The organism is Rhizobacter terrae, assembly GCF_003852895.1.
GTDB classification, from domain to species: domain Bacteria; phylum Pseudomonadota; class Gammaproteobacteria; order Burkholderiales; family Burkholderiaceae_C; genus Albitalea; species Albitalea terrae.
Genome location: NZ_QUSW01000004.1, coordinates 475,959 through 499,669 on the forward strand (window position 1 = coordinate 475,959; position 23,711 = coordinate 499,669).

A 23,711-nucleotide genomic window follows, 5' to 3' on the forward strand; every position below is an offset into this window, starting at 1 on the left:
CGTTTCATTGCATCACCGACGCCAGCCGCGAGAGCATGCGCGAGGAGGTGTCCGACAAGGCATTGGCCGTGCCGTCCAGGAGTTGGGCGTGCGAGTGCCCCGCCTGCAAGGTGCCGTCCAGCGAGCCGACCTCGCCGTCCATCTCGCGCACGCGGCCGGTCTGCCGCTCGAACGAGGTGCGGAAGCCCTGCACGTCGCTGGACATCGCTTCGATCAGTTGCCGGTTCTGCGCCGCCGACGACTCCAGCGCCGCGATGCGCGCCGCGCAGTCGTCCATCAGCTCGCGTGTCTTGCTCACCGACTGCTCGGTGCTGGCCAACTGCTGGTTGATGTCGTCGCTCGCACGGCGGATTTCCACCGCGGCGGTCTGCGTGTCTTCCGACAGCCTGCGAATGGATTGCGCCACGACGTTGAAGCCACGGCCCGCCTCGCCGGCGCGTGCAGCTTCCACCGCGGCGTTCATTGACAAGAGCCGCGTGGTGGACGAGATGCGCGCGATGCTTTCGGTGAAGCTGGCGATCTGGTTGCGGCTGCGGCCCAGCGCCTGGGTCACTTCCTGCAGGCCGTGCATCTGCGCGACGGTGGCCTTCACCTGCTGCGCCACCACGTTGGCATCGCCGGCCTGCTGGCGCGAGGTGGCCATCGAGGTGTGGCAGGTCTGCGTGAGGGATTCGAGTTCGGCCAGCGCCTTGCGCGAGTCCTCGCCCATGGCGCCGAAGGAGTCGCGGAAGTGCGCCACCATGGCCGAGAGCTGCTCGTTGGCCTGGCGCATGTCGCCGTTGAGCTGGGCGAGCTGCCGCCCGTCGCTGTCCAGCCGCTGCGCGCTCTCGTGCACTTCGCCCAGCAGGCGCTCGACCTCGTCGGTGCGTGCCAGGCGCTTCATCAGCCGCCAGTAGAAGACCAGGCCCAGCAGCACGCCACCGCAGGCCGCGCCGGCCAGGCCCATGAGCATGCTGCGGAAGTTGTCGTCGCGCAGTTGCGCCGCGCGAAGCAGTTCGGCGCTCTGGTTGTTCTGGATGGAGCTGGAGAGATCGTCGATGCGCTTGAGCGGATCGGCGATGGCTGCGAGCATCTCCAGCGCCTTGTCGTTCTCGCGCTTGCGAGCCGCGACCACCACCTTCATGCGCGGGGGCTTCACGCTGTCCACCAGCCGCGCCATTTCGTCGACCTCGGCGTTGGCAGGCAGTGCCTGCTTCAAGGCCGTGATCGCGTCTTCGAGCTTGGATGCCGCGGCGATCGAGGCCACGGCCGATGCGCGCACCTTGTCGGAATCCGTGAGCGCAATGGTCTGCATGAGCAGCCGGTCCACCTCCAGGATGGCCAGGCGGGTGGCCGTGGCCGCCTGCATGCGGGCGTCGCCTTCACGCTCGACCGCGGCCACGTCGCGCAGCATGCGCCACATCAGCACGCCCGAGGTCCCGGCCACGCCCAGCACGAGCAGGATCATCAGCATCGCGAACACGGTGACCTGGCGCTTCCATTGCGTCACGCCACCCTGTCGCGCAGGAGCCGCAGCGGCGGACGCATCCCGCGTCCGGCCGAACAGCTTCTTGAACATGGAACCCATGGGAAAAGTCGGTGCCGGTTACTGAGGCAGTTGCGGGACGACCAGCGGCTTCTGCTTGCCGGTCAGGGCCTTCATGAAGGCGACGAGGTCGTCCTTCTCCTGCTCGCTCAGCGTCAGCGGCTTCATGCTGGTCGACAGGTTGGTCTTGTCGTCGCCGCCACGCACGTAGTGCTCCACCACGTCCTTGAGCGTGGCCGCCGAGCCGTTGCGGAAGTACGGCGCGGTCAGTTCGATGTCGCGCAGGCCCGGCGTCTTGAAGGCGCCTTGCATGCTGGCCACCTTGCGGATGGCAAAGCGGCCCGGGTCGGCTTCGCCGTCGCCCTGCTTGGCCAGGCCGATGTTGTGGAAGCCGTTGTCGGTGAAGTTGGGCGCCGAGTGGCAGGCGGCGCAGTTGCCCTTGCCGGCATCGGTGAAGACCTTGAAGCCGCGCCATTGCTGCGCCGTCATGGCCTTCTTGTCGCCGGCCAGCCAGCGGTCAAAGGGCGAGTCGTTGACGACGACGGTGCGCTCGAAGGCGGCGATCGCCTTGGCGATGGTCTCTTCCTTCACGCCTTCGCCGGGGTAGGCCTTCTCGAACATCTCCACGTACAGCGGCACGGCCTTCAGGCGGGCGAGCGACTGCGTGAAGTCGGTGTTCATCTCCTGGGGGGTCTTCATGGGCCCGAGCGCCTGGTCTTCCAGCGACTTCTTGCGGCCGTCCCACATGAACTGGGTGTTGTAGGCGGTGTTGAGAACGGTCGGCGTGGCGCGGCCCAGCACCTGGCCGCCCCAGCCCACGGCGGTCTTGAGGCCGTCGGACCAGCCCAGCGACGGGTTGTGGCAGCTGGCGCAGGACATGGCGCCGTTGCCCGACATGCGCGGGTCGAAGAACAAGGCCTGGCCCAGCGCGATGCGCGCGGGGTTGCTGACGTTGTCGGCCGGCATGGGAACGGCAGGGAGCTGCCACGCCTTGTCGGCCGCCGTCGGCGCAGGCGCCCAGTGGGCGGCGTCAGCCGCGAGGCTGGGGAGGGCGGCGCACAACAGTGCGGCCAGCGAGGTGTTCAACAGCATGCGGTCCATGGATTCCACTCCAGTGATGTTTTCCGGCCTCCCCGAAAGGCCGACGCACCTTTGTGAAACAAGGTGTCATCACTGCGATCTTCGGCCGTTGATCGCACGGACTTGAATGGAAAAGCGGGAGAAATGCCGCCCTTTTGGGCGTGGAAAACCCTGGAGCCGGGGCCGGCCAGGCCGCGGCAAGCGCCTTGTCCCGCCTTGCGGATCAGCCGCGCTGTCGCACCGCCTCGTACAGGCAGATGCCCGAGGCCACCGACACGTTCAGGCTCTCGACCGCGCCCTTCATGGGCAGACGCACGAGTTCGTCGCAGGTCTTGGTGGTGAGCTGGCGCATCCCTGCGCCTTCGGCCCCGAGCACCAGGGCTACCGGGCCGCTCAGGTCCACCTCATACAGCGACTTCTGCGCCGCGTCCGAGGTGCCGATGACCCGGATGTTGCGCTCCTTCAATTCGTTCAAGGTGCGCGCCAGGTTGGTGACCATGAAGTAAGGCACGGTCTCGGCCGCGCCGCTGGCCACCTTGGCCACCGTCGCGTTGATGCCCACCGCATGGTCCTTGGGCGCAATCACGGCATGGGCTCCGGCGCCGTCGGCCACACGCAGGCAGGCGCCCAGGTTGTGCGGGTCGGTGATGCCGTCCAGCACCAGCACCAGGGGGTCGCCATCGACGGCGTCGAGCGTGTCGTCCAGCGAATGGCTCATCTGCACGGCGTTGACCCGCGCCACCACGCCCTGGTGGCGATGGGTGCCACACATCTTCTGCAGGCGCTCGTCGTCGCTGTCGATGACCTTGGTGCCGGCCTCCTTGGCGCGCTCCACGAACTGGCGCATGCGCTGGTCGCGCCGGGTGGCATCGACGTGCACTTCCACGATGGACTGGGGGGCGGTCTTCAGCCGCACGGTCACGGCGTGGAAGCCGAACAGGATCTTGTTACTCATGCCGGGGATGGTAGCCGCTACCTTCGGCCACGGGTTCATGGGTCTGTCATGCGCCCTGGATACCGTGCTGCGCCCGCCAACAACCCCAACGAGGAGACCTCCGGATGAAACTGCTCGCCCGTGCCAGCGCTATCGCCCTGGCTGCCATCACCCTGGCCGCGGCCCTTCCCGCCTGCGCCCACGACCTCGGCCAACGCCATGCCGACAACGCGCCGATCGTCATCGGCCACCGCGGCGGCGCCACCGCCTACCTGCCCGACCACACGCTGGAAAACTACGCGCTGGGCATCGAGCTGGGCGCCGACTTCGTGGAGCCTGACCTGGTCGCCACCAAGGATGGCCACCTGATCGCCCGCCACGAGCCCAACCTCATCGACACCACCGATGTGAAGAGCCACCCGGAGTTCGCCTCGCGCCGCCGCACGGTGACCCTGGACGGCGTGCCCACCGACGGCTTCTGGGCCAGCGACTTCACGCTCGCCGAGATCAAGACCCTGCACGCCGTGCAGCCACTGGGCGACCGCGACCCGGCCTTCAACGGCAAGTTCCAGATCCCGAGCTTCGAGGAGATCATCGAGTTCGTGAAGCGCAAGTCGCGCGAGGAAGGCCGCCAGATCGGCATCTACCCCGAGACCAAGCACCCGACCTACCACCAGAGCATCGGCCTGCCGCTGGAAGACCGCCTGCTGGCCGCACTGACCCGCGCCGGCTGGAACCACCGCAGCGCGCCGGTGTTCATCCAGTCCTTCGAGACGGCCAACCTGAAGTACCTGCGCACAAAGACCAGCGTGCGCCTGGTGCAGTTGGTGGATGCGGACGATGTGAACCCGGATGGCAGCCTGGCCTTCAACAAGCCCTACGACAAGCCGTACGACTGGGTCGTGTCCGGCCGCGCCGGCCTGTTCAGCGACCTGCTCACGCCCGCGGGCCTCGCCGAGGTGCGCACCTATGCCGACGGCGTCGGCCCCTGGAAGGTCTACCTGATGAGCACCGCCTGCAAGAAGGTCGTGGCTGGCGCCTGCCAGGACGTGACCGGTGACGGTCTGGTGGACGAGCGTGACCGCGGCCTGCTGCCCGCCACCGCCATCGTGGCCAACGCGCACAAGCTGGGCCTGGTGGTGCATCCCTACACCTTCCGCCCCGAACAGAAGCGCCTGGCCAGCGACTACCAGGGCTCGCCCGTGAGCGAGATCCAGGCCTTCTATGAAATGGGCGTGGATGGCGTGTTCTCGGATGCCGCCGACATCGCCTTCGTGGCCCGCGCGAAGTTCCTGCTGAAGACGGACCCGAACTACGCGAAGTGCCTCGTCAACGAGCACAAGTGCGCGAAGAACCGCGACTGATGGACTGAGTCCCTCTTCCCTCGCGGGAGAGGGACCTACCGCAGCTGCAGCACCAGCAGGACCAGCCCGATCAGCACCGGCTGGTGCAGCATGTAGAAGCTCAGGCTCCACCGGCCGAGCACGGCCATCGGGTGCAAGGCCCGGGGCAGCGGGCCGGTGAGCCATTCGCGGCGGTGCGCCAGCACCCATTGGCCGGCGGCCATCCCCCACCACATCACGCCGATCCACGGCAGCACCGGCACGTAGTCTTCCGTCGCCGGACGGTGCGTGATCAGGCCCACCCAGTTGGTCAGCCGCGAATCGAAGAACGGCTCGTGAATGAAGCGCGGCAAGGCGATCGCCACCGCACCGGCGATCCACAGCCACACCCCGCCCCGCGCCGTCAGCCGCACGAGGATGAGCATCACCGCAATGCCGTGCAGCACGCCGAAGTGGATGAAGCGTTCCTTGAACATGAGCCACGAGCCGATGCTCACCAGCACCGCGCAGCCCGCCACCTGCGCCCAGCGCCGCCAGAAACGCGGCCAGGTCTGCGCCTGCCCGAAGGCCACCGCCTGCCCCAGCCCCGCCACGAACAGGAACAGGCTGACGATGCAGGTGCGCTGGTGCAGCCAGAACGGATCAGCGTAGAAGTTCTGCCGCGTGATGCCGTAGTGGGCCAGGTCGAAGCTGAAATGAAAAATGGCCATCCAGACGATGGCCACCGCCCGCAGGGCGTCGAGTCGGTCGAATCGGTCGCGTGGTGGTGTGGGTGATGTGTTCACCCGCGCGACGATAGCGCAGGTTGCGTGGCCCGCTTCAGCCCCATGAACTCCAGCTCCGCCAGCACCAGCACTGCAAAGGCCTGCGCCGCGATGAAGGCATGGCCCAGGGCGTTGGGCTGGAAGGCGCCGCCCAGCGACACCCATGCGGAATCGGCGAACCACAACGCGTTCAGGGCGATCACGGCCCACACCGCCGCCGAGGGCACGACCGCCTTGGCGGCCAGCCACAGCAGGAAGCCGGCCCAGGGGAACAGCGCGCCCCCGGCGGCGACCAGCAGCGACGACGGCAGGTGCAGCACATCCTGAAGCACGCTGGCGCCCAGCGACATGGCGACACCGGCGGCAACGCTGATCCAGGCATCGGCCTTCAGGACGCGGCGAAGGAACGGGGTCATGGTGAGGTGGCTCATGGTTTCTCTCCTTGGCTCAGGGGGTGGGACATGGCGCCATGGTCGGCAACCCCGCGCACCGCGGCCATAACCTGCGAGGTCATGGAAGCCGATCCGCCGCTGGGCTATCGTCACTCCCATGCACGCAGCCACCCTCCCCCATGCCAACGTCGGCAGCCTCATCCGCCAATGGCGGCAGCGCCGGCACCTGAGCCAGCTCGACCTCGCCTGCGAGGCCGACATCTCCACCCGGCACCTGAGCTACGTCGAGACCGGACGCTCCTCGCCCAGCCGCGAGATGCTGATGCACCTGGCCGAGCGGCTGAACGTGCCGCTGCGCGAGCGCAACCAGTTGCTGGCGGCCGCGGGCTTTGCGCCCATCTACCGGGAGCGTCCCTTGAGCGATCCGGCCCTCGCGCCCGCCCGCCAGGCGGTGGAGCTCGTGCTCAAAGGCCATGAACCCTATCCGGCCCTGGCAGTGGACCGCCACTGGAACATGCTGGCGCACAACCGCACCGTGCCGCTGCTGCTGGCCAGCGTGGATCCGGACATGCTCAAGCCGCCGGTGAACGTGCTGCGGCTGAGCCTGCATCCGCGCGGCCTGGCCAAGCGCATCGTGAACCTGGCGCAATGGCGCGAGCACCTCTTCCTGCGACTGAAGCACCAGATCGACCAGAGCGCCGACCCGGTGCTGGTGGAGTTGCTGCACGAGCTGCAGGCGATTCCCTTCGACGCCTCGCAGTCGCACGGCCCCGCCATCGACCCCGCCGGCCTGGCCGTGCCGCTCCAGTTCAACACCGAGATGGGCGTGATGTCCTTCATCAGCACCACCACCGTGTTCGGCACGCCGGTGGATGTGACGCTGTCGGAGCTGGCATTGGAGACCTTCTTCCCGGCCGACGACCACACAGCGGAATTGCTGCGTCGCCTGGGTGACGGACAAGGCACGCCCGGGCAGCGATAAAGCCAGGCAGCAAGGAGACACGATGAGCACCACGGCCGCCAACGAGACCAGCCACTACCGCATCTGCCCCATCTGCGAGGCCTGCTGCGGCCTGGAGGTGCGCATGTCGGACCGCAAGGTGATCGGCATCCGCGGCGCCGAGGCCGACCCCTTCAGCAAGGGCTACATCTGCCCCAAGGGCGTGGCGGTGAAGGACCTGCACGAAGACCCGGACCGCATCCGCACGCCGCTCATCAAGCGCAACGGCCAGTTCGTACCGGCCAGCTGGGACGACGCCTTCGAGGAGATCGAGCGCCGGCTCCCGCCCATCCTCGCTAAGCATGGCCGCGATGCACTGGGTGCGTCGCTGGGCAACCCGTCGTCGCACAAGTACGGGCTCATCCTCTACACCACGCGGCTGCTCAAGACGATGGGCAGCAAGAACCTGTTCTCCGCCTCCACGCTGGACCAGATGCCCAAGCAGCTGTCCAACGGCCTGATGTTCGGCCACTGGCTCACCCTGCCGGTGCCCGACATCGAACGCTGCGACTACCTGCTGATGCTGGGCGCCAACCCCATGGCCAGCAACGGCAGCCTGTGGACGGTGCCCGACTTCCGCGGCAAGGTGAAGGCCCTGCGCGCCCGCGGCGGCAAGCTGGTGGTGATCGACCCGCGCCGCACCGAGACGGCGGAGATCGCCGACGCGCACCACTTCATCCGCCCCGGCGGCGATGCCTTCCTGCTGCTGGGCATGGTGCACACGCTGTTCGACGAGAACCTGGTGAAACTGGGCCGGCTGGCCGGGCATGTGAACGGGCTGGAGGAGGTCCGTGCGGCGGTGAAAGACTTCGCACCCGAGGCCATGGCCGCACGCTGCGGCATCGAGGCCGGCGTGATCCGCGAGCTGGCCCGCACGCTGGCGACGACGCAGCACGCCGCCGTGTATGGCCGCATCGGCACCTGCGTGCAGGAGTTCGGCACGCTGAACTCCTGGCTGGTGGATGTGCTCAACGTGCTCACCGGCCACCTGGACGAACCCGGCGGCGCGATGTTCACCAAGGCCGCGGCCTTTGCTGCCAACACGACCGGCAAGCCCGGTTCGGGCCGCGGCGTGGTCACCGGCCGCTGGAAGAGCCGCGTCAGCGGATCGCCGGAGGTGTACGGCGAGATCCCGATGAACTGCATGGCCGAGGAGATGGAGACGCCAGGGCCCGGCCAGGTGAAGGCGCTCATCACCGTGGCGAGCAACCCGGTGCTGTCCGCACCCAACGGCCCGCGTCTGGCCGCGGCGCTGGACGGGCTCGACTTCATGGTCAGCCTGGACATCTACATCAACGAGACCACGCGTCATGCGGACGTGATCCTGCCCGGTGTGTCGCCGCTGGAAGAGTCGCACTACGACGTGCCCTTCCCGATGTTCTCGCACCGCAACCACGCGCGATTCAGCGAGGCCATCCTGCCCGTGCCCGAGGGACAGCAGCAGGAGTGGAAGACCATGCTCAAGCTCATCGGCATCCTGCGCGGCAAGGGCGCGAAGGCCGACGTGCTGGCACTGGACGACGAGCTGATGGCCGAGGACGTGAACAAGCAGATGGGAGAGCATGCCCAGGCGGTGCTCCAGGCGCTGTCGGGCCGCCGCGGGCCGGAACGCCTGCTGGACTACGCGCTGCGCACCGGGCCCTGGGGCGACCACTTCGGCCGCCAGCCCGACGGACTGAACCTCGACAAGGTGAGGGCTGCACCCGCCGGGCTGGACCTGGGCGCGCTGGCCCCGCGCATCCCGGAGGTGCTGCGCACGCCCTCGGGCAAGATCGAACTGGCGCCGCCGATGCTCATCGCCGACGTCGAGCGCGCCCGCGCCGACCTGTCTCGCCCGGTGGACGACGTGGTCATCATCGGCCGCCGCCACGTGCGCTCCAACAATAGCTGGATGCACAACCTGCCGCTGCTGGCCAAGGGGCCCAACCGCTGCACGGCACTCATCCACCCGAGCGACGCCGAGCGCCTGGGCCTGGCCCACGGGGCGCAGGCCCGCATCACCGGACGCAACGGCCACCCGATCCAAGCGCAGGTGGAGGTCAGCGACGAGATGATGCCCGGCGTCATCAGCGTGCCCCACGGATGGGGACACGACCTGCCGGACGCCCAGCTCAAGCTCGCAGGCGAGCGGCCCGGCGCCAACCTGAACGCCGTGCTGGACGAGAAGCTGCTCGACCCGCTGTCGGGCAACGCCGTGCTCGGCGGCGTGCCGGTGACTGTGGCGCCGGCCTGATCAGCCCTTCGCGCCGACGACCGTGTAGGCCTGCTCGTGGCGCCGCAGCCATTCGGCGGCGAGCGAGCCGTCCTGCTGGCACGGATGGAAGTCGCGGCGGAAATACGCGCGCCAGGGCTTGAAGGTGTGGCGCACCAGGCCGTGCTGGCCGAAGAAGAAGCTGGCGGCGCTGCGCCAGGTGCTCCAGCGCAACAGCTGGCCGTCGTGCCACAGGTCGCGGGCGGTCTGCCGCAGCACGTCGGTGGTGAAGTGGAAGGTCACCAGGCGCATCCAGCGCACGCGCCACTCGTGGCTGCCGCCCAGCGCCCGGTACACGTCGAAGGCGATGCTGCGGTGCTCCGACTCTTCCGACGCATGCCACAGCCACAGCGTCTGCAGCCGCTCGGGTGCCCCCTGCACGGTCTGCGGATGCTCCAGCAGGTGCTGCGCGAAGATGGCCGTGAGGTGCTCGGTGGCCGCGGTGATGGCCACCGCATGCCGCGGGTCCTTCATGAGCTTGAGCCGCTCCAGGCGCGCCAGCACCCGTTTTTCCCAGGTGTTGGTGTAGCCCTGGTTCGCCAGGTGCCCATTGAACAGGTCGTGGATGCGCCGGTGCGTCGCCTCCTGGCCTACGAATCCCCGTACATCCGCCTCGAATTCCATCATGCGAGATTCAGGCAGCGCTTTCATGCCGGTTCGGACTGAGTCGATGAAAAATTGTTCACCGACCGGAAAACTCATGGACAAGGCGTTGAAGTAAGCTGATCGAAATGCGTCGCCGCCATTCCAGCGGCGTTCAAAGGGGGCTTCCAGATCGATCAACAGACGACGTACTACCAGCGAGGTCATTGGCGCATCCCTTCGGCTTGGTACCAATCAGTACCATGATGCGGTCAATGTGCCGACCAAACTTGGTACTGTCAAGTACCAATCGGTGTTCTCTGCACCTGCGAATCCGCACAACTCCAACAATCACTCATCCCCGCACACTCTCATGACCATCGCAGAAACGACACAAGCCATTGCCCGCAACGCCGCGCAGGCGCTGAGCGAACACAAGCGCCGGCTGCTGGATGCCATGTCGCACGTCGTGGCCCGCAAGGGATACGCCGAGACCACCATCGCCGACCTCGCCGCCGAAGCACGCGTCTCCCGACGTACGTTCTACGAACATTTCGATACCAAGGCGGAATGCCTGATCGCCCTGTTCGAGGTGGCCAGCGACCAGGCCCTGACCGTGCTCAAGAGCCACGTGGACCCCAGGCATGACTGGCACACCCAGGTCGAGCAGGCGCTGTCGGCCTACCTGTCCACACTGGCCTGCAACCCGACGCTGCTGCGCACCCTGTTCATCGCCATCCTTGGCCTGGGCGCCGAAGGCCTGGCCGCGCGGCGCAAGGCCAACCAGCAACTGGCGGACTTCATCCTGGAGGTCGTCAACAGCCCCGCGCAAAGCAAGCACCGCAAGGGCCCGATGCCCGCATCGGACGCGATGGGCATCGTGGGCGCGATCAACGAGCTGATCCTGCAGGCGATCGAGGAGAACCGCGTGGAACGGCTGGCCGAACTCACGCCCGACGCCGCGCGGCTCGCGCAGGCGGTGATTGACGGGACGGCCTGAGCGGCAGGGAAACCTAGTCCCGCACCGCCTTCATCAGGCGGTCCCATTCCGCCCGGTCGTGCTGCTTGAGCGACTTCAACTCCTCCAGCAGCTCGGTCAGGCGGCGACGGCGAGCGGCTTCCTTGATCGCCTCGATGTCTTTCGCGAGGGCGACCAGGTCGGACACGCGTTCATCCTTGCCCGCGCCAGGCACTTTCTCCGACAGAGCGACCACCGCGTCCATCAGCCGGCCGATCTGCCGACCGTAGCTGTGTTCGCTCACCACCTCGCGCTCGACCTCGGGCGCGGACGAATTCTGGTTCGTCACCTGGATGATGTTGCCGAAGGTCCAGCCGTTGTTGAACGACTGCTTGAGCCATTCCGGCGCCAGGTTGGGCGCCCAAGGCCAGGTGGGAGAGATCACTGCACTCATGCCGGTTCCTCCTTGATGGTTCTTGGGCGCGATTCTCGCCGCAGCGATCAGGCGATGAAATCCCTTGCATTGCGGAACATCTTCATCCACGGGCTCAGCTGGCCCTTGTCGCCGCTGGTCCAGCTCATCAGCACGTTGCGGAACACGCGTTCCGGGTGCGGCATGAGCACGGTGAAGCGGCCGTCGGGCGTGGTCACCGAGGTGAGTCCGTCCGGGCTTCCGTTGGGGTTGAACGGGTAGGTCTCGGTCGCCTTTCCGTGGTGGTCCACGAAGCGCATCGCGCGATGCACCTTGGCGGCGTCGCCGCGCTGCGAGAAGTCGGCAAAGCCCTCGCCGTGGGCGACTGCGATGGGAATGCGGCTGCCAGCCATGCCCTTGAAGAAGATGGAGGGGCTGTCCAGCACCTCCACCAGTGACAGGCGGGCCTCGAACTGCTCGCTCTTGTTGCGGGTGAACTTGGGCCAGTCCTGCGCGCCGGGGATGATGGGCGACAGCGCCGCCATCATCTGGCAGCCGTTGCACACGCCCAGGGCGAAGGTGTCCTTGCGGGCGAAGAAGGCCTCGAACTGTTCGGCGAGCACCGGGTTGAACATCACCGAGCGCGCCCAGCCTTCACCGGCGCCCAGCGTGTCGCCGTAGCTGAAGCCGCCGCAGGCAATGAAGCCCTGGAAGTCGCCCAGCTTCGCACGGCCGGACTGAAGGTCGCTCATGTGCACGTCGTAGGTGTCGAAGCCCGCGGTGTGCATGGCGTAGCTCATCTCGACGTGGCTGTTCACGCCCTGCTCGCGCAAGATGGCGAGCTTCGGACGCGCGCTGTGCACGGCCGGTGCGGCAGCCGGGTCGAAGCTCAGGTGCACGTGCAGGCCGGGGTCGTCGGCCTGGCCGGCGGCCGCATGCTCGGAGTCGGCGCAGGCGGGGTTGTCACGCAGCTGGGCGATGCGCCAGCTCACGTCGTCCCAGGCCTGGTGCAGGTCGCGCAGCGAGGCGCTGAACACCGTCTTGGTGTCACGCCACACCTCCATCACGCCGCGGTCGTTGGTCTTGCCGATGAAATGGCTGTGCTTGGACAGACCGTGGTCGCGCAGCGTCTGCATCACCGCATTGCGCTCCTCGGTCTTCACCTGCACGACCACGCCCAGCTCTTCGCTGAACAGGGCGCGCAGCGTCAGTTCCTCGCGGCGGGCGCCGACCTGTCCGGCCCAGTTCTTCGAGTCGCCGTATTCGGCACGGCTGTCGCTGATGCCGTCGCCTTCGGTGACGAGCATGTCCACGTTCAGGCTCACGCCCAGGTGGCCGGCGAAGGCCATCTCGCAGGCCGCCGCCCACAGGCCGCCGTCGCTGCGGTCGTGGTAGGCCAGCAGCTTGCCTTCGCTGCGAAGGTGGTTGATGGCATCCACCAGCGACTTGAGCTGTGCCGCGTCGTCCAGGTCGGGCACGCTGTCGCCGAACTGGTTGATGACCTGCGCCAGCATGGAGCCACCCATGCGGTTCTTGCCCTGGCCGAGGTCGATGAGCAGCAGCGTGGTGTCGCCCGGCTGGAGCTGCGGCGTGAGCGTGCCGCGCACGTCGCCGAGGGTGGCGAACGCGGAGACGATCAGCGACACCGGCGCCGTCACCTGCTTGCCCTGGCCCTGCTCGTTCCAGCGGGTGCGCATGGACAGGCTGTCCTTGCCCACCGGCACGCTGATGCCCAGCGCCGGGCACAGGTCCATGCCGACGGCCTTGACCGTGTCGTACAGGGCGGCGTCTTCGCCGGGCTCGCCGCAGGCCGCCATCCAGTTGCAGCTGAGCTTCACGCGCGGCAGTTCGATGGGCGCGGCCAGCAGGTTGGTGATGGCCTCGGCCACCGCCATGCGGCCGGATGCGGGCGCATCCAGGGCGGCCAGCGGCGTACGCTCGCCCATGCTCATGGCCTCGCCGCGGAAGCCGCTGTAGTCGGCCAGCGTCACGGCCACGTCGGCCACCGGCACCTGCCAGGGGCCGATCATCTGGTCGCGGTGATTCAACCCGCCGACGGTGCGGTCACCGATGGTGATGAGGAATCGCTTGCTGGCCACGGTGGGGTGGCGCAGCACGTCGAAGGCCACCTGGTCGAGCTTCACGTCGTCGAGCTTGAGCGGCGTGAACTCGCGGGCCACGCGCTTGACGTCGCGGTGCATCTTGGGCGGCTTGCCGAGCAGCACGTCCATGGGCATGTCGATGGCGGTGCCGTCATCGCTGCCATCCAGCACCAGGCGCTTTTCTTCCGTTGCGACGCCCACGACTGCAAAGGGGCAGCGCTCGCGCTCGCACATCGCCTGGAACGCCGGCAACGCCTCGGGCGAGACGGCCATCACGTAGCGTTCCTGGCTCTCGTTGCACCAGATTTCCTTGGGTGCGAGGCCGGACTCTTCCAGCGGCACCTTGCGCAGGTCGAAGCGCGCGCCCATGTGGGCACCGTCCACCAGCTCGGGGAAGGCATTGGAGATGCCGCCCGCGCCCACGTCGTGGATGGCGAGGATGGGATTCTTGTCGCCCAGCGCCCAGCAGTGGTTGATGACCTCCTGCGCACGCCGTTCGATCTCCGGGTTGCCGCGCTGCACGGAGTCGAAGTCCAGTTCGGCGGCGTTGGCGCCGGCAGCCATGGAACTCGCCGCGCCGCCGCCCATGCCGATGCGCATGCCGGGGCCGCCCAGCTGGATCAGCAAGGTACCGGCCGGGAACTCCACCTTCTTCGTCTGCGAGGCGGAAATCGACCCCAGGCCGCCCGCGATCATGATGGGCTTGTGGTAGCCGCGGCGCTGCTGCTCGCTGCCCACCGTCTGCTCGTAGACGCGGAAGTAGCCGCCCAGGTTGGGCCGGCCGAATTCGTTGTTGAAGGCGGCGCCGCCCAGCGGGCCGTCGATCATGATCTGCAGCGGGCTGGCGATGTGCTCGGGCTTGCCGTAGGGCGACTGCTCCCAGGGCTCGCTGGTGCCAGGCAGGTGCAGGTTGGAGACGCTGAAGCCGGTCAGGCCCGCCTTGGGCTTGGAGCCTCGGCCAGTGGCGCCTTCGTCGCGAATCTCGCCACCGGCACCGGTGGAAGCGCCCGGAAAGGGCGAGATCGCCGTCGGGTGGTTGTGCGTCTCCACCTTCATCAGCACGTGCACCGTGTCCTGCCGTGGGCCGTACTTGGTGGATTCGGTCGTGCCGGCCGGCAGCCAGCGCTCGGCCTGGCCGCCTTCCATCACCGACGCGTTGTCACTGTAGGCCACCACCGTGTGCTGGGGCGCCAGCTGGTGGGTGTTGCGGATCATCCCGAACATGGAGCGTTCCTGCTCCTGCCCATCGATGGTGAACTTGGCGTTGAAGATCTTGTGCCGGCAATGCTCGCTGTTGGCCTGCGCGAACATCATCAGCTCGACGTCGGTCGGGTTGCGCTTCAGGCCCTGGAAGGCATTGACGAGGTAGTCGATCTCGTCGTCCGACAGCGCCAGGCCGAACTCCTTGTTCGCCACTTCCAGCGCACCGCGGCCCTGGCCCAGCACGTCGACGTGCTCCATGGGCTTGCCGGGCTGCTCGTCGAACAGGTGAACCGCCTCGTCGCGGGCCAGCAGAACGCTTTCGGTCATGCGGTCGTGCAGCAGCGCGGCGGCAGCCTGCAGTTCAGCCGGTTCCAGCGCCTTGGCGCCGCCCAGCAGGCCGGTCTTGAGGCTCAGGCGGAACTCGGTCACCCGCTCCACCCGCTTGATGGGCAGCCCACAGTTGTGGGCGATGTCGGTGGCCTTGCTGGCCCAGGGCGACACGGTGCCCAGCCGTGGCGCCACCACGACCAGGGTGCCGTCGGTCGGCCCGGCATACGGGTCGCCGTAGCGCAGCAGCGAGGCCAGCTTGTCCTTCGCATCGGCCGCCAGCGGGGTTTCGGCCCACGCCCAGTGCACGTGGCGCGCAGCGACGCCGGTGATCTTGGGGTTGATGGCCTGCAGCTTGGGCAGGAGCGCCTGGGCGCGGAAGGCGGAGAGCGCATTGCCCCCCTCGAAGTGAAGCAGGTGCTTGGGGCTGGACGTCACGCTGAAGCTCTGGCTTGGAGGGGGAAGGCCTCGGTCGGTTCGTGGCCGTACCGGGTGGAAACCCGCGATTTTACCGGGTGGGTGAGACAATAGCGGTACTGACCAGTGACCAAGGTTCGCTTCCCGCAGATGCCGGGCCTTGCACCGGCCGACCGCGGACATAATTTCTGACCATGACGATCACCATCAAGACCGCTGCCGACGTCGAAGGCATGCGCATCGCCGGCCGGCTCGCCTCCGAAGTGCTGGACATGCTCACTCCGCATGTGAAGCCGGGCGTCAGCACCGAGCATCTCGACAAGCTCGCACACGACCACATCGTGAACGTGCAAGGCGGCATCCCGGCCCCGCTGAACTACTGCCCGCCGGGCTACACGCCCTACCCGAAGTCGATCTGCACCTCCATCAACCACCAGGTCTGCCACGGCATCCCGAACGACCGGCCGCTGAAGAACGGCGACATCGTCAACATCGACGTCACCGTCATCAAGGACGGCTGGCACGGCGACACCAGCCGCATGTTCATCGTGGGCGACGGCTCCATCGCCGCCAAGCGGTTGTGCAACCTCACCTACGAGGCGATGTGGAAGGGCATCGTGAAGGTCAAGCCGGGCGCGCGCCTGGGCGACATCGGCCACAACATCCAGGTGTTCGCCGAGAACCAGGGCTTTTCCATCGTGCGCGAGTTCTGCGGGCACGGCATCGGCCGCAACTTCCATGAAGAACCGCAGGTGCTGCACTACGGCCGTCCGGGCACGCTCGAAGAGCTGGTGCCGGGCATGGTGTTCACCATCGAGCCGATGGTCAATGCCGGCAAGCGCGAGATCCGCGAGATGACCGACGGCTGGACCATCGTCACGAAAGACCGCTCGCTGTCTGCACAGTGGGAGCACACGGTGCTGGTCACCGAGACGGGCTACGAGGTGCTGACGCTGTCGGCCGGCAGCCCGCCGCCGCCGGCGTTCGTGACGCCGCAGCCCGCCTCCACCGTCGCCTGACCATGTCCGCCTTGGCCGAAGCGCGACCGCGCAGCGTCGGGGAGCTGCGCTCCCGTTTCCGCCAGGGCAAGGCGGCACTGATCGATCATTTCCGCGAAGCACGCGCCAGCTCCACCGCCGCGTCCCGGCTGGTCAAAGCACTGACCAAGCACGTCGACGGTACCCTGCAAGACCTCTGGGACCACGCCATGATGCCGCCCGGCGCCGCGCTGGTGGCCGTGGGCGGCTACGGCCGAGGCGAGCTCTTCCCGCATTCCGACGTGGACGTGCTGGTGCTGCTCCCCCCCGGCGAGGAACACGCCAACGACGCGCTCAAGTCCTCGGTGGAAGGTTTCATCACCGCCTGCTGGGACATCGGCCTGGAGATCGGCTCCAGCGTGCGCACGGTGAACGAGTGCATCGAGGAAAGCCAGCGCGACGTGACGGTGCAGACCGCCCTGCTGGAATCGCGCTACCTCTGCGGCTCGCGCCGCGTGTTCAACGATTTCCGCCGCGCCAACACCGCGGCCATGGACCCCAAGGCCTTCCTGCGCGCCAAGACGCTGGAAATGCGCCAGCGCCACCTGAAGTTCGAGGACACGCCCTACTCGCTCGAACCCAATTGCAAGGAAAGCCCGGGCGGCCTGCGCGACCTGCAGGTGGTGATCTGGGTCGCCCGCGCCGCGGGCCTGGGCCGAACCTGGACGGAACTGGCGAGCAAGGGGCTCATCACCCCCTTCGAGGTCAAGCAGCTGCAGCGCAACGAAGGCGTGCTCAAGCTCATCCGCGCCCGGCTGCACATGGTGGCCGGCCGCCGCGAGGACCGCCTGGTGTTCGACCTGCAGACCGCCGTGGCCGAGAGCTTCGGCTACGCGCCCACCAAGGGCCAGCGCGCCTCCGAAGTGCTGATGAAGCGCTACTACTGGGCGGCCAAGGCGGTGGCGCAGCTCAACCAGATCCTCATGCTCAACATCGAGGAACAGGTGAACGGCCTGCAGGATGCGCCCATGCGGCCCATCAACGAGAAGTTCCTGGAGCGCGGCGGCATGCTGGAAGTCGCCACCGACGACCTCTACGAACACGACCCGCACGCCATCCTCGAGACCTTCCTCACCTACCAGACGACCGTCGGCCCCAAGGGCCTCTCGGCCCGCACGCTGCGCGCGCTCTACAACGCCCGCGAGCTGATGAATTCGGACTGGCGCCACGACCCGGTGAATCGCGCCACGTTCATGAAGATGATCCAGGCGCACGAGGGGCAGACGCACGCCTTCCGGCTCATGAACCAGACCTCGGTGCTGGGCCGCTACCTGTGGGTGTTCCGCCGCATCGTGGGCCAGATGCAGCACGACCTGTTCCACGTCTACACCGTGGACCAGCACATCCTCATGGTGATGCGCAACGTGCGGCGCTTCCTCATTCCCGAGCATGCGCACGAGTACCCGTTCTGCTCGCAGCTCGCCGCACAGTTCGACCGGCCCTGGGTGCTGTACGTGGCCGCCCTCTTCCACGACGTGGCCAAGGGCCGCGGCGGCGACCACTCCGACCTGGGCGCCAAGGAGGTGCGGCGCTTCTGCCGCGACCACGGCATCGAGAGCGAGGACGCGACGCTGATCGAGTTCCTGGTCAAGGGCCACCTGACCATGTCGCGCATCGCGCAGAAGGAAGACCTGTCGGACCCGGATGTGATCGAAGCCTTCGCGCGGCTGGTGGGCACCGAGCGGCGGCTGACCGCGCTGTACCTGCTGACGGTGGCCGACATCCGCGGCACCAGCCCCAAGGTGTGGAACGCCTGGAAGGGCAAGCTGCTGGAAGACCTGTACCGGCTCACGCTGCGCGCCCTGGGCGGCGCACGGCCCAACATGGACGCCGAGATCGAGGCGCGCAAGCAGGAGGCGCGGCACACGCTCAACCTCTACTCGCTGCTGCCCGACACCGAGGCGCCGCTGTGGAAGACGCTGGAGATCAGCTACTTCGCGCGGCACGACGCCGGCGACATCGCCTGGCACGCCCGTTCGCTCTACCGCTTCGTCGAGAGCAAGGAGCCCATCGTGCGGGCGCGGCTGTCGTCGCTGGGCGAAGGCCTGCAGGTGCTCGTGTACGCGCCCGACCGGCCCGACCTCTTCGCCCGCATCTGCGGCTATTTCGACAGCGCCGGCTTCAACATCCTGGACGCCAAGGTGCACACCACGCGCGCCGGTTACGCGCTGGACACCTTCCAGGTCATCAGCCCCACGCTGGACCAGCACTACCGCGACCTGATCTCGCTGGTGGAAAACCAGCTCGCGGCAGCGCTCAACCAGACCGGCCCGCTGCCCGAACCCAGCCGTGGGCGCCTGTCGCGGCGCGTGAAGTCCTTCCCCATCACGCCGCGGGTCACGCTGCGGCCAGACGAGCGTGCGCAGCGCTGGCTGCTGGGTGTGTCCACCAGCGACCGCTCTGGCCTGCTGTACGCCATCGCCCGCGTGCTGGCGCGGCACCACATCAACCTGCAGCTCGCCAAGATCACCACCCTGGGCGAACGGGTGGAGGACACCTTCCTCATTGACGGCTCGGCCCTGCAGCAGAACAAGGCGCAGCTGGAGATCGAGAGCGAGCTGCTGGACGCGATCACGCCCTGAGGCCTTGAACCCAGGGCCGATCCTGTAAGAGCTGCCAGTACGCAAGCCGGCGGCCGGCTGTTGGAATGCTCCTGACCGCGCCAAGGAGACGGCGCACCCTCGGAGCCCATGAAAAAAATACCAACCTGCCTGCTGGCGGTGCTCGCTCCGCTCGTGCAGGCGGCGGGAACTCCCTCGCCCCGCGAGCTGGCAACGCTGTCGCTGGAGGATCTCGCCAACATCGAGGTCATCTCGACAAGCCGGCATGCGGAACGCCTGTCGGATGCAGCGGCCTCCATCTTCGTCATCACCGCGGAGGACATCCGCCGCTCGGGTGCCACCACCCTGCCTGAAGCGCTGCGCCTCGCGCCCAACCTGCAGGTCGGGCGGCTCGACGCCGGCCAGTACGCCATCAGCGCACGCGGCTTCAACAATGCCATCGGCAACAAGCTGCTGGTGCTGGTCGACGGCCGCACGGTCTACACGCCCTTCTTCTCCGGGGTGTTCTGGGACCAGCAGGACGTGATGCTCGATGACGTGGATCGCATCGAGGTCGTCAGCGGCCCGGGCGCCACCCTGTGGGGCGCGAATGCGGTCAATGGCGTCATCAACGTCATCACGCGGCCGGCGTCCCACAGCCAGGGCGGGTTGGGGGTGGCGGGCGGCGGCAACCGGGAGGCCGGTGCCTCGGCGCGCTACGGCGGCGAACTGGGCACGGGCAACTTCCGCCTCTATGCACGGGCTTCGCAATTGCAGAACACCCGCAACACCGCGGGTGCGAGCGTGGCTGACGGCTGGGACCGCACCCAGGCCGGCTTCCGCATGGACTGGGGCGACCAGCAGGACGGCGTCACGCTGCAAGGCGACATCTACGAAGGCAAGTCCGAAGACCGCGGCTCCTTGGGCCCCTTCCCGCTGGGTGCGGTGAAGGTGTCGGGCGCCAACATCCTCGGACGCTGGACGCACGCGCTGGGCGACGGCTCCAGCCTGCGCATCCAGGCCTACGTTGACCACACCCGGCGAATCGATGCCCTGATCTACAGCCCGAAGGCCGACATCCTCGATGTGGAAATCCAGCACGCCAGGCAGATCGGCCGACACGACATCGTGTGGGGTGTCGGCTACCGCCGCGCAAAGGACGACATCCAGCCCGGCGTGTTCTTCGGCTTCAATCCCGCCGGCACCACCATGGGTTGGGCCAATCTCTTCGCGCAGGACGAGGTCGAGCTGACCCAGGCGCTGAAGCTGACGCTGGGCGCCAAGCTCGAACACAACGACTTCACCGGCACCGAAGCCTTGCCCACGCTGCGCCTGGCGTGGAAGCCCGGCAGCAGCGATCTGCTGTGGGGCGGCCTGTCGCGCGCCGTGCGCGCGCCTGCGCGGCTGGACCGCGAGCTCTTCCTGCCGCCCCGTGCACCGTTCCTGATCGCGGGGGGACCAGACTTCGACTCAGAAGTCGCCAAGGTGGCCGAACTGGGCTACCGGGCGCAGCCAAACCCGTCGGTGAGCTATTCGGTGACGGTCTTCCGCCACTGGTGGGACAAGCTGCGCAGCGGCCAGAAGCCGCCGAATGCGCACGTGCAGAACATGATCGATGGGACGACCCAGGGCCTCGAAGCCTGGGGCCAATGGCAGGCGATGCCCTCCCTGCGCCTGAGTGCCGGCCTCACCACCTTGCACAAGGACTTGAAGCTCAAGCCCGGCAGCACCGATCCGGACGGACCGAAGAACCTCGGCGACGACCCGACGCACCAGTGGGTGCTGCGCGCGGCCTGGACGCTGCTGCAACGCCACGAACTGGACGTGTCGGTTCGCCATGTCGGCGAGCTTCCAGTGCCGGCGGTGCAGGCCTACACCGCCGTGGACCTGCGCTACGCGATCGGCCTCAATCCGCAGACCGAGCTCGCCTTGAGCGCGACCAACCTTTTCGATCCGTCGCACGTCGAGTTCATCACCTCCATGTCGCGCAGCGAGATACCGCGCGCTTTCGCGCTGACGCTGCGCTGGACGCCCTGAGGTCGCGTTACAGCAACTCGAAGGCGGCCATCGACACCAGGGTGGGAAGCAAGGCAGCCAGCAGCAGCGAGACCGCATTGATCGCCCCGCCCTGGAAGCTGCCGCGCAGGATGGAGAAGCCTGCGGGGTTGGGCGCGTTGGCAATCACTGTCAAGCCGCCGCCCGTCACCGCGCCGGCCACCAGCGAATACTTGAACTCGTCGCTCAGGCCCGGCACGAGCGAGCCGAGGTAGGTCAGCGCCGCGTTGTCGGTGAGCGCCGTCAGCGCCGTCGAGCCGAAGTACACCGCCTTCGGGCTCATCGACGTGAGCACGGGCTGCAACCACCACTGCTGCATGCCGCCCAGCACCACCAGCCCAGCCAGGAAGAAGGCCACGAGCAAGGCCTCGCGAAGGATGAGTTCGTCGTGATGCCGCGGATAGGCCGCGCTGTAGCCGATGAAGAACAGCAGCAGCCCGAGGAAGACGGCCGGGTGGTGCGCGAACACCACCGTGCCCAGCAGGAACAGCGCGCTCACCAGCATCGCGCCGATGGGCACGCGATGCTCCACCGGTGCCTGCGCGCCCGGTGCCTCGGCCTTCGCGAGATGCCGCCCGAACAGCAGGCACACCCCGACCGCGTTGATCAGCACCGCCACCGAGGCCTTCCAGCCGAAGTTGGACATCATGAAGGCCAGGTCCCAGTTCCAGGTGGAGGCCACCATCAGCACCGGCGGCGCGGCAAAGGGCGTGAGCGTGCCGCCGATGGACACGTTGACGAAGAGCACGCCGATGGTGGCGTACTTCAGCTTCTCGGGCACGTCGGCGGCGAACACGCGGTCGCGCAGCATCAGCGCGGCGAGCGTCATCGCGGCGGGCTCGGTGATGAAGCTGCCCAGCAGCGGCAGGAAAAACAGCGCGAGGAAGTACACCGCCAGCGGACGCGGCACCGGCAGCAGCCGCGCGAGCCCGTTCACCATGGCGGTCGACAACTGCAGGATGGGCTTGCTGCCTGCGATCACCATGATGGCGAACACGAACAGCGGCTCGGTGAAGTTGCGCGTGTCGACGTATCCGGTGGCGGCCTTCTTGCCTTGCAGCACGAAGCTGCACAGCACCATCACCAAGGCCCAGAAGCCGAACACCACCTCCACCTCGCCGAGCAGGTGCAGCAGGCCTTCGTGCTTGGGGTAACGCCTGGACAGGCGCTCGAAGAACGCCGTCGAGAAGGTGTGGATGAGCGCCACGCCGAACAAGGCCGCGCCGAGGATCTGCATGGTGGTGGCATTCATCACGCCATCCTATCGGCTGCGGCACGGTTCAGAGGTATCGGGCCCACAACTCGTTGGAGAACTTGCCCGCCGGGTCCACGCGCTGCTTGAGCGCGCGCAGTGCCGCCGACTCCGGATAGGCCTGCGCGAACTGCTCACGGGTCGCATGCAGCTGGTAAGGCAGGTAGTAGCGGCCTTCATGCCGCAACGCGAGCGCGATGAGCTCGCGTGTCCACTCGCCCACACGGGCCTGCTCGGCGGCATCGGTCTTCTGCTTGTAGTAGAGGACGAAGGAGAACACCTCTTCCTTTGCCCACGGCAGGAGCGACAGGCTGTCGGCGGGCGAATGCCGGATGGACACGTTCAAGGCATTCACGTGCCGCTGCCGAAGCGTGGCGGCCATGGCCCGTGCAAAGGCCAGGAAATGCCGCTTGGGGATGAAGTACTCCTGGAGCACGTAGGTCGACTCGGTGCGGCTTCGCGGTTCGAGTTCCGCCACGTCGAGGCTCGCTTCATGGTTGAGCCGCTTCACGACCTGCCCTTTCTGGAGCATCGGCTGCAGGACGGAGCGCCGGAACTTCGCGCCGCCCGGCAATTCGGTCACGCCCCAGATCACGTCGCGCTCCAGCTCGTAGGTCTTGCCGCGGGGAACCAGGCGCGCCAGCTCGGTCAGCGGCCTGTCGCAACGCCGCCAGGTCACACCCACCGGAGCGTCGAACTCCGGCGGCAGCAGGTCGGCGTTGTGAAGGACGCTCGCCGGATCGCCCAGCACCTGCTGCTCGAAGTGCTCGACGTAGTCCTCCAGCTTGCTGGCCCGCACCACGCGTTCGATGCACACGTTGTCAGCCAGGTCGAGCTCGACCTCGGTGATGACCCCCACTGCGCCATAGCCGCCGATCGCCGCGCGAAACAGCTCGGCGTTGTGCGTGGGCGTTGCTTCGACGATGCCGCCGTCCGCCAGCACCAGCTGCAACGCGCGCACCGTGTTGACGATGGGACCATGGCCGACGTAGCGCCCGTGCACATTGACCGACACCGAGCCGCCCACGCTGAAGTTGGCGTAGCTCTGCATGGTCTTCACCGACAGGTCCAGCGGGTCAAGGTGGTCCTGCAGGTCGCGCCAGCGCATGCCGGCCTGCACACGCACCCGCCGGTCCGCCGCGCGCAGCCACACGAGCTGGTTCATCCCACGCATGTCCAGGTGCAGCCCTCCAGCGATGGCGACCTGGCCGCCCATGCTGTAGCGACCGCCACCGACGGCCACCCGCGCCGGCCAGGCCCGGACCATCTCGGCCACCTCCGTCGTGCTGCCCGGCGTGCCCACGCGCGCGACCTCCACCGGATACAGACGGGTGACGTTCTCCACCAGAAGCGCGGGTGGAACCAGCGCGCGCAACGGTGCAGCAGCCAGCAGGCCCGCGGTCGCGAGTGCGCCGGCAAGGTAGCGCCGGCGTGAAAGCATCAGGTCATCCATGGTGTGGGTGGTGGCAGCGAGACGGCGCATTGTGCGCAGCGCATGCAGCGGCGGCCACCCAAACAAGAAGGGCTCCGCATCGCG

Annotated in this window: 17 protein-coding genes; 7 read left to right on the top strand and 10 right to left on the bottom strand. The window is 67.7% G+C overall.

Annotated features, from left to right (window positions below; all coding sequences use genetic code 11):
* Nucleotides 1-4 precede the first annotated feature (4 nt).
* The 3 genes from DZC73_RS16975 to rlmB form a co-directional block, all read right to left on the bottom strand.
* Nucleotides 5-1,567, bottom strand: coding sequence for a methyl-accepting chemotaxis protein (locus DZC73_RS16975; protein ID WP_124541532.1), 1,563 nt, complete (start codon nucleotides 1,565-1,567; stop codon nucleotides 5-7).
* A gap of 18 nt (nucleotides 1,568-1,585) precedes the next feature.
* Complete coding sequence (locus DZC73_RS16980; protein ID WP_124541533.1) at nucleotides 1,586-2,626, bottom strand: cytochrome-c peroxidase; 1,041 nt, start codon at nucleotides 2,624-2,626, stop codon at nucleotides 1,586-1,588.
* A 202-nt stretch (nucleotides 2,627-2,828) separates the two neighbouring features.
* Nucleotides 2,829-3,560: a 23S rRNA (guanosine(2251)-2'-O)-methyltransferase RlmB gene (rlmB, locus tag DZC73_RS16985; RefSeq protein ID WP_124541534.1), complete on the bottom strand. Its 732-nt coding sequence runs from the start codon at nucleotides 3,558-3,560 to the stop codon at nucleotides 2,829-2,831.
* A 104-nt stretch (nucleotides 3,561-3,664) separates the two neighbouring features.
* Here rlmB and DZC73_RS16990 point away from each other — a divergent pair, with 104 nt between their 5' ends.
* Nucleotides 3,665-4,903, top strand: a complete 1,239-nt coding sequence (locus tag DZC73_RS16990) for a glycerophosphodiester phosphodiesterase (RefSeq protein WP_124541535.1) — start codon at nucleotides 3,665-3,667, stop codon at nucleotides 4,901-4,903.
* Between the two features lie 35 nt (nucleotides 4,904-4,938).
* Here the strand turns inward: DZC73_RS16990 and DZC73_RS16995 are convergent, their stop codons facing one another.
* A complete protein-coding gene (locus DZC73_RS16995; protein WP_268879046.1) occupies nucleotides 4,939-5,667 on the bottom strand; it encodes a heparan-alpha-glucosaminide N-acetyltransferase in 729 nt (242 codons plus the stop codon).
* Nucleotides 5,664-6,077, bottom strand: coding sequence for a hypothetical protein (locus tag DZC73_RS30280; RefSeq protein ID WP_235835167.1), 414 nt, complete (start codon nucleotides 6,075-6,077; stop codon nucleotides 5,664-5,666). Before DZC73_RS30280 ends, DZC73_RS16995 begins: the two co-directional genes overlap by 4 nt.
* A gap of 118 nt (nucleotides 6,078-6,195) precedes the next feature.
* Here DZC73_RS30280 and DZC73_RS17000 point away from each other — a divergent pair, with 118 nt between their 5' ends.
* Together DZC73_RS17000 and DZC73_RS17005 are read left to right on the top strand one after the other, a co-directional pair.
* A complete protein-coding gene (locus DZC73_RS17000) occupies nucleotides 6,196-7,020 on the top strand; it encodes a helix-turn-helix domain-containing protein (protein WP_124541537.1) in 825 nt (274 codons plus the stop codon).
* Nucleotides 7,021-7,042: 22 nt separating this feature from the next.
* Nucleotides 7,043-9,271: a molybdopterin-dependent oxidoreductase gene (locus DZC73_RS17005; protein ID WP_124541538.1), complete on the top strand. Its 2,229-nt coding sequence runs from the start codon at nucleotides 7,043-7,045 to the stop codon at nucleotides 9,269-9,271.
* Here the strand turns inward: DZC73_RS17005 and DZC73_RS17010 are convergent, their stop codons facing one another.
* Nucleotides 9,272-10,099, bottom strand: coding sequence for a metal-dependent hydrolase (locus DZC73_RS17010; RefSeq protein WP_124541539.1), 828 nt, complete (start codon nucleotides 10,097-10,099; stop codon nucleotides 9,272-9,274).
* 145 nt (nucleotides 10,100-10,244) lie between these two features.
* Here DZC73_RS17010 and DZC73_RS17015 point away from each other — a divergent pair, with 145 nt between their 5' ends.
* Nucleotides 10,245-10,871, top strand: a complete 627-nt coding sequence (locus DZC73_RS17015; protein ID WP_124541540.1) for a TetR/AcrR family transcriptional regulator — start codon at nucleotides 10,245-10,247, stop codon at nucleotides 10,869-10,871.
* Between the two features lie 13 nt (nucleotides 10,872-10,884).
* Here the strand turns inward: DZC73_RS17015 and DZC73_RS17020 are convergent, their stop codons facing one another.
* Nucleotides 10,885-11,283, bottom strand: a complete 399-nt coding sequence (locus DZC73_RS17020) for a hypothetical protein (protein WP_124541541.1) — start codon at nucleotides 11,281-11,283, stop codon at nucleotides 10,885-10,887.
* Nucleotides 11,284-11,330: 47 nt separating this feature from the next.
* Nucleotides 11,331-15,311 carry a phosphoribosylformylglycinamidine synthase gene (gene purL, locus DZC73_RS17025; protein ID WP_235835168.1) on the bottom strand — a complete coding sequence of 1,327 codons (3,981 nt, stop codon included), beginning with the start codon at nucleotides 15,309-15,311 and terminating at the stop codon, nucleotides 11,331-11,333.
* Between the two features lie 173 nt (nucleotides 15,312-15,484).
* Between purL and map the strand changes: the two genes are divergently transcribed.
* From map to DZC73_RS17040, 3 genes are all read left to right on the top strand, one after another.
* Nucleotides 15,485-16,309 (top strand): type I methionyl aminopeptidase, encoded by an 825-nt coding sequence (map, locus tag DZC73_RS17030; RefSeq protein ID WP_124541543.1) that lies wholly within the window; start codon nucleotides 15,485-15,487, stop codon nucleotides 16,307-16,309.
* A gap of 2 nt (nucleotides 16,310-16,311) precedes the next feature.
* The gene (locus DZC73_RS17035) at nucleotides 16,312-18,909 is read left to right on the top strand and encodes a [protein-PII] uridylyltransferase (protein ID WP_124541544.1); all 2,598 of its coding nucleotides are present in this window, start codon (nucleotides 16,312-16,314) and stop codon (nucleotides 18,907-18,909) included.
* 108 nt (nucleotides 18,910-19,017) lie between these two features.
* Entirely contained in the window at nucleotides 19,018-20,904 is a 1,887-nt protein-coding gene (locus DZC73_RS17040; RefSeq protein ID WP_124541545.1) for a TonB-dependent receptor plug domain-containing protein, read from the top strand.
* Between the two features lie 7 nt (nucleotides 20,905-20,911).
* Here the strand turns inward: DZC73_RS17040 and DZC73_RS17045 are convergent, their stop codons facing one another.
* Nucleotides 20,912-22,174, bottom strand: coding sequence for a putative Na+/H+ antiporter (locus DZC73_RS17045; RefSeq protein WP_124541546.1), 1,263 nt, complete (start codon nucleotides 22,172-22,174; stop codon nucleotides 20,912-20,914).
* 28 nt (nucleotides 22,175-22,202) lie between these two features.
* Nucleotides 22,203-23,615: an FAD-binding oxidoreductase gene (locus DZC73_RS17050; protein WP_235835169.1), complete on the bottom strand. Its 1,413-nt coding sequence runs from the start codon at nucleotides 23,613-23,615 to the stop codon at nucleotides 22,203-22,205.
* Nucleotides 23,616-23,711 lie beyond the last annotated feature (96 nt).

Coding starts and splice junctions, on each gene's coding strand:
- DZC73_RS16975 (WP_124541532.1), bottom strand. CDS start 1,567: ATGGGTTCCATGTTCAAGAAGCTGTTCGGCCGGACGCGGGATGCGTCC.
- DZC73_RS16980 (WP_124541533.1), bottom strand. CDS start 2,626: ATGGACCGCATGCTGTTGAACACCTCGCTGGCCGCACTGTTGTGCGCC.
- rlmB (WP_124541534.1), bottom strand. CDS start 3,560: ATGAGTAACAAGATCCTGTTCGGCTTCCACGCCGTGACCGTGCGGCTG.
- DZC73_RS16990 (WP_124541535.1), top strand. CDS start 3,665: ATGAAACTGCTCGCCCGTGCCAGCGCTATCGCCCTGGCTGCCATCACC.
- DZC73_RS30280 (WP_235835167.1), bottom strand. CDS start 6,077: ATGAGCCACCTCACCATGACCCCGTTCCTTCGCCGCGTCCTGAAGGCC.
- DZC73_RS17000 (WP_124541537.1), top strand. CDS start 6,196: ATGCACGCAGCCACCCTCCCCCATGCCAACGTCGGCAGCCTCATCCGC.
- DZC73_RS17005 (WP_124541538.1), top strand. CDS start 7,043: ATGAGCACCACGGCCGCCAACGAGACCAGCCACTACCGCATCTGCCCC.
- DZC73_RS17010 (WP_124541539.1), bottom strand. CDS start 10,099: ATGACCTCGCTGGTAGTACGTCGTCTGTTGATCGATCTGGAAGCCCCC.
- DZC73_RS17015 (WP_124541540.1), top strand. CDS start 10,245: ATGACCATCGCAGAAACGACACAAGCCATTGCCCGCAACGCCGCGCAG.
- DZC73_RS17020 (WP_124541541.1), bottom strand. CDS start 11,283: ATGAGTGCAGTGATCTCTCCCACCTGGCCTTGGGCGCCCAACCTGGCG.
- map (WP_124541543.1), top strand. CDS start 15,485: ATGACGATCACCATCAAGACCGCTGCCGACGTCGAAGGCATGCGCATC.
- DZC73_RS17035 (WP_124541544.1), top strand. CDS start 16,312: ATGTCCGCCTTGGCCGAAGCGCGACCGCGCAGCGTCGGGGAGCTGCGC.
- DZC73_RS17040 (WP_124541545.1), top strand. CDS start 19,018: ATGAAAAAAATACCAACCTGCCTGCTGGCGGTGCTCGCTCCGCTCGTG.
- DZC73_RS17045 (WP_124541546.1), bottom strand. CDS start 22,174: ATGAATGCCACCACCATGCAGATCCTCGGCGCGGCCTTGTTCGGCGTG.
- DZC73_RS17050 (WP_235835169.1), bottom strand. CDS start 23,615: ATGCTTTCACGCCGGCGCTACCTTGCCGGCGCACTCGCGACCGCGGGC.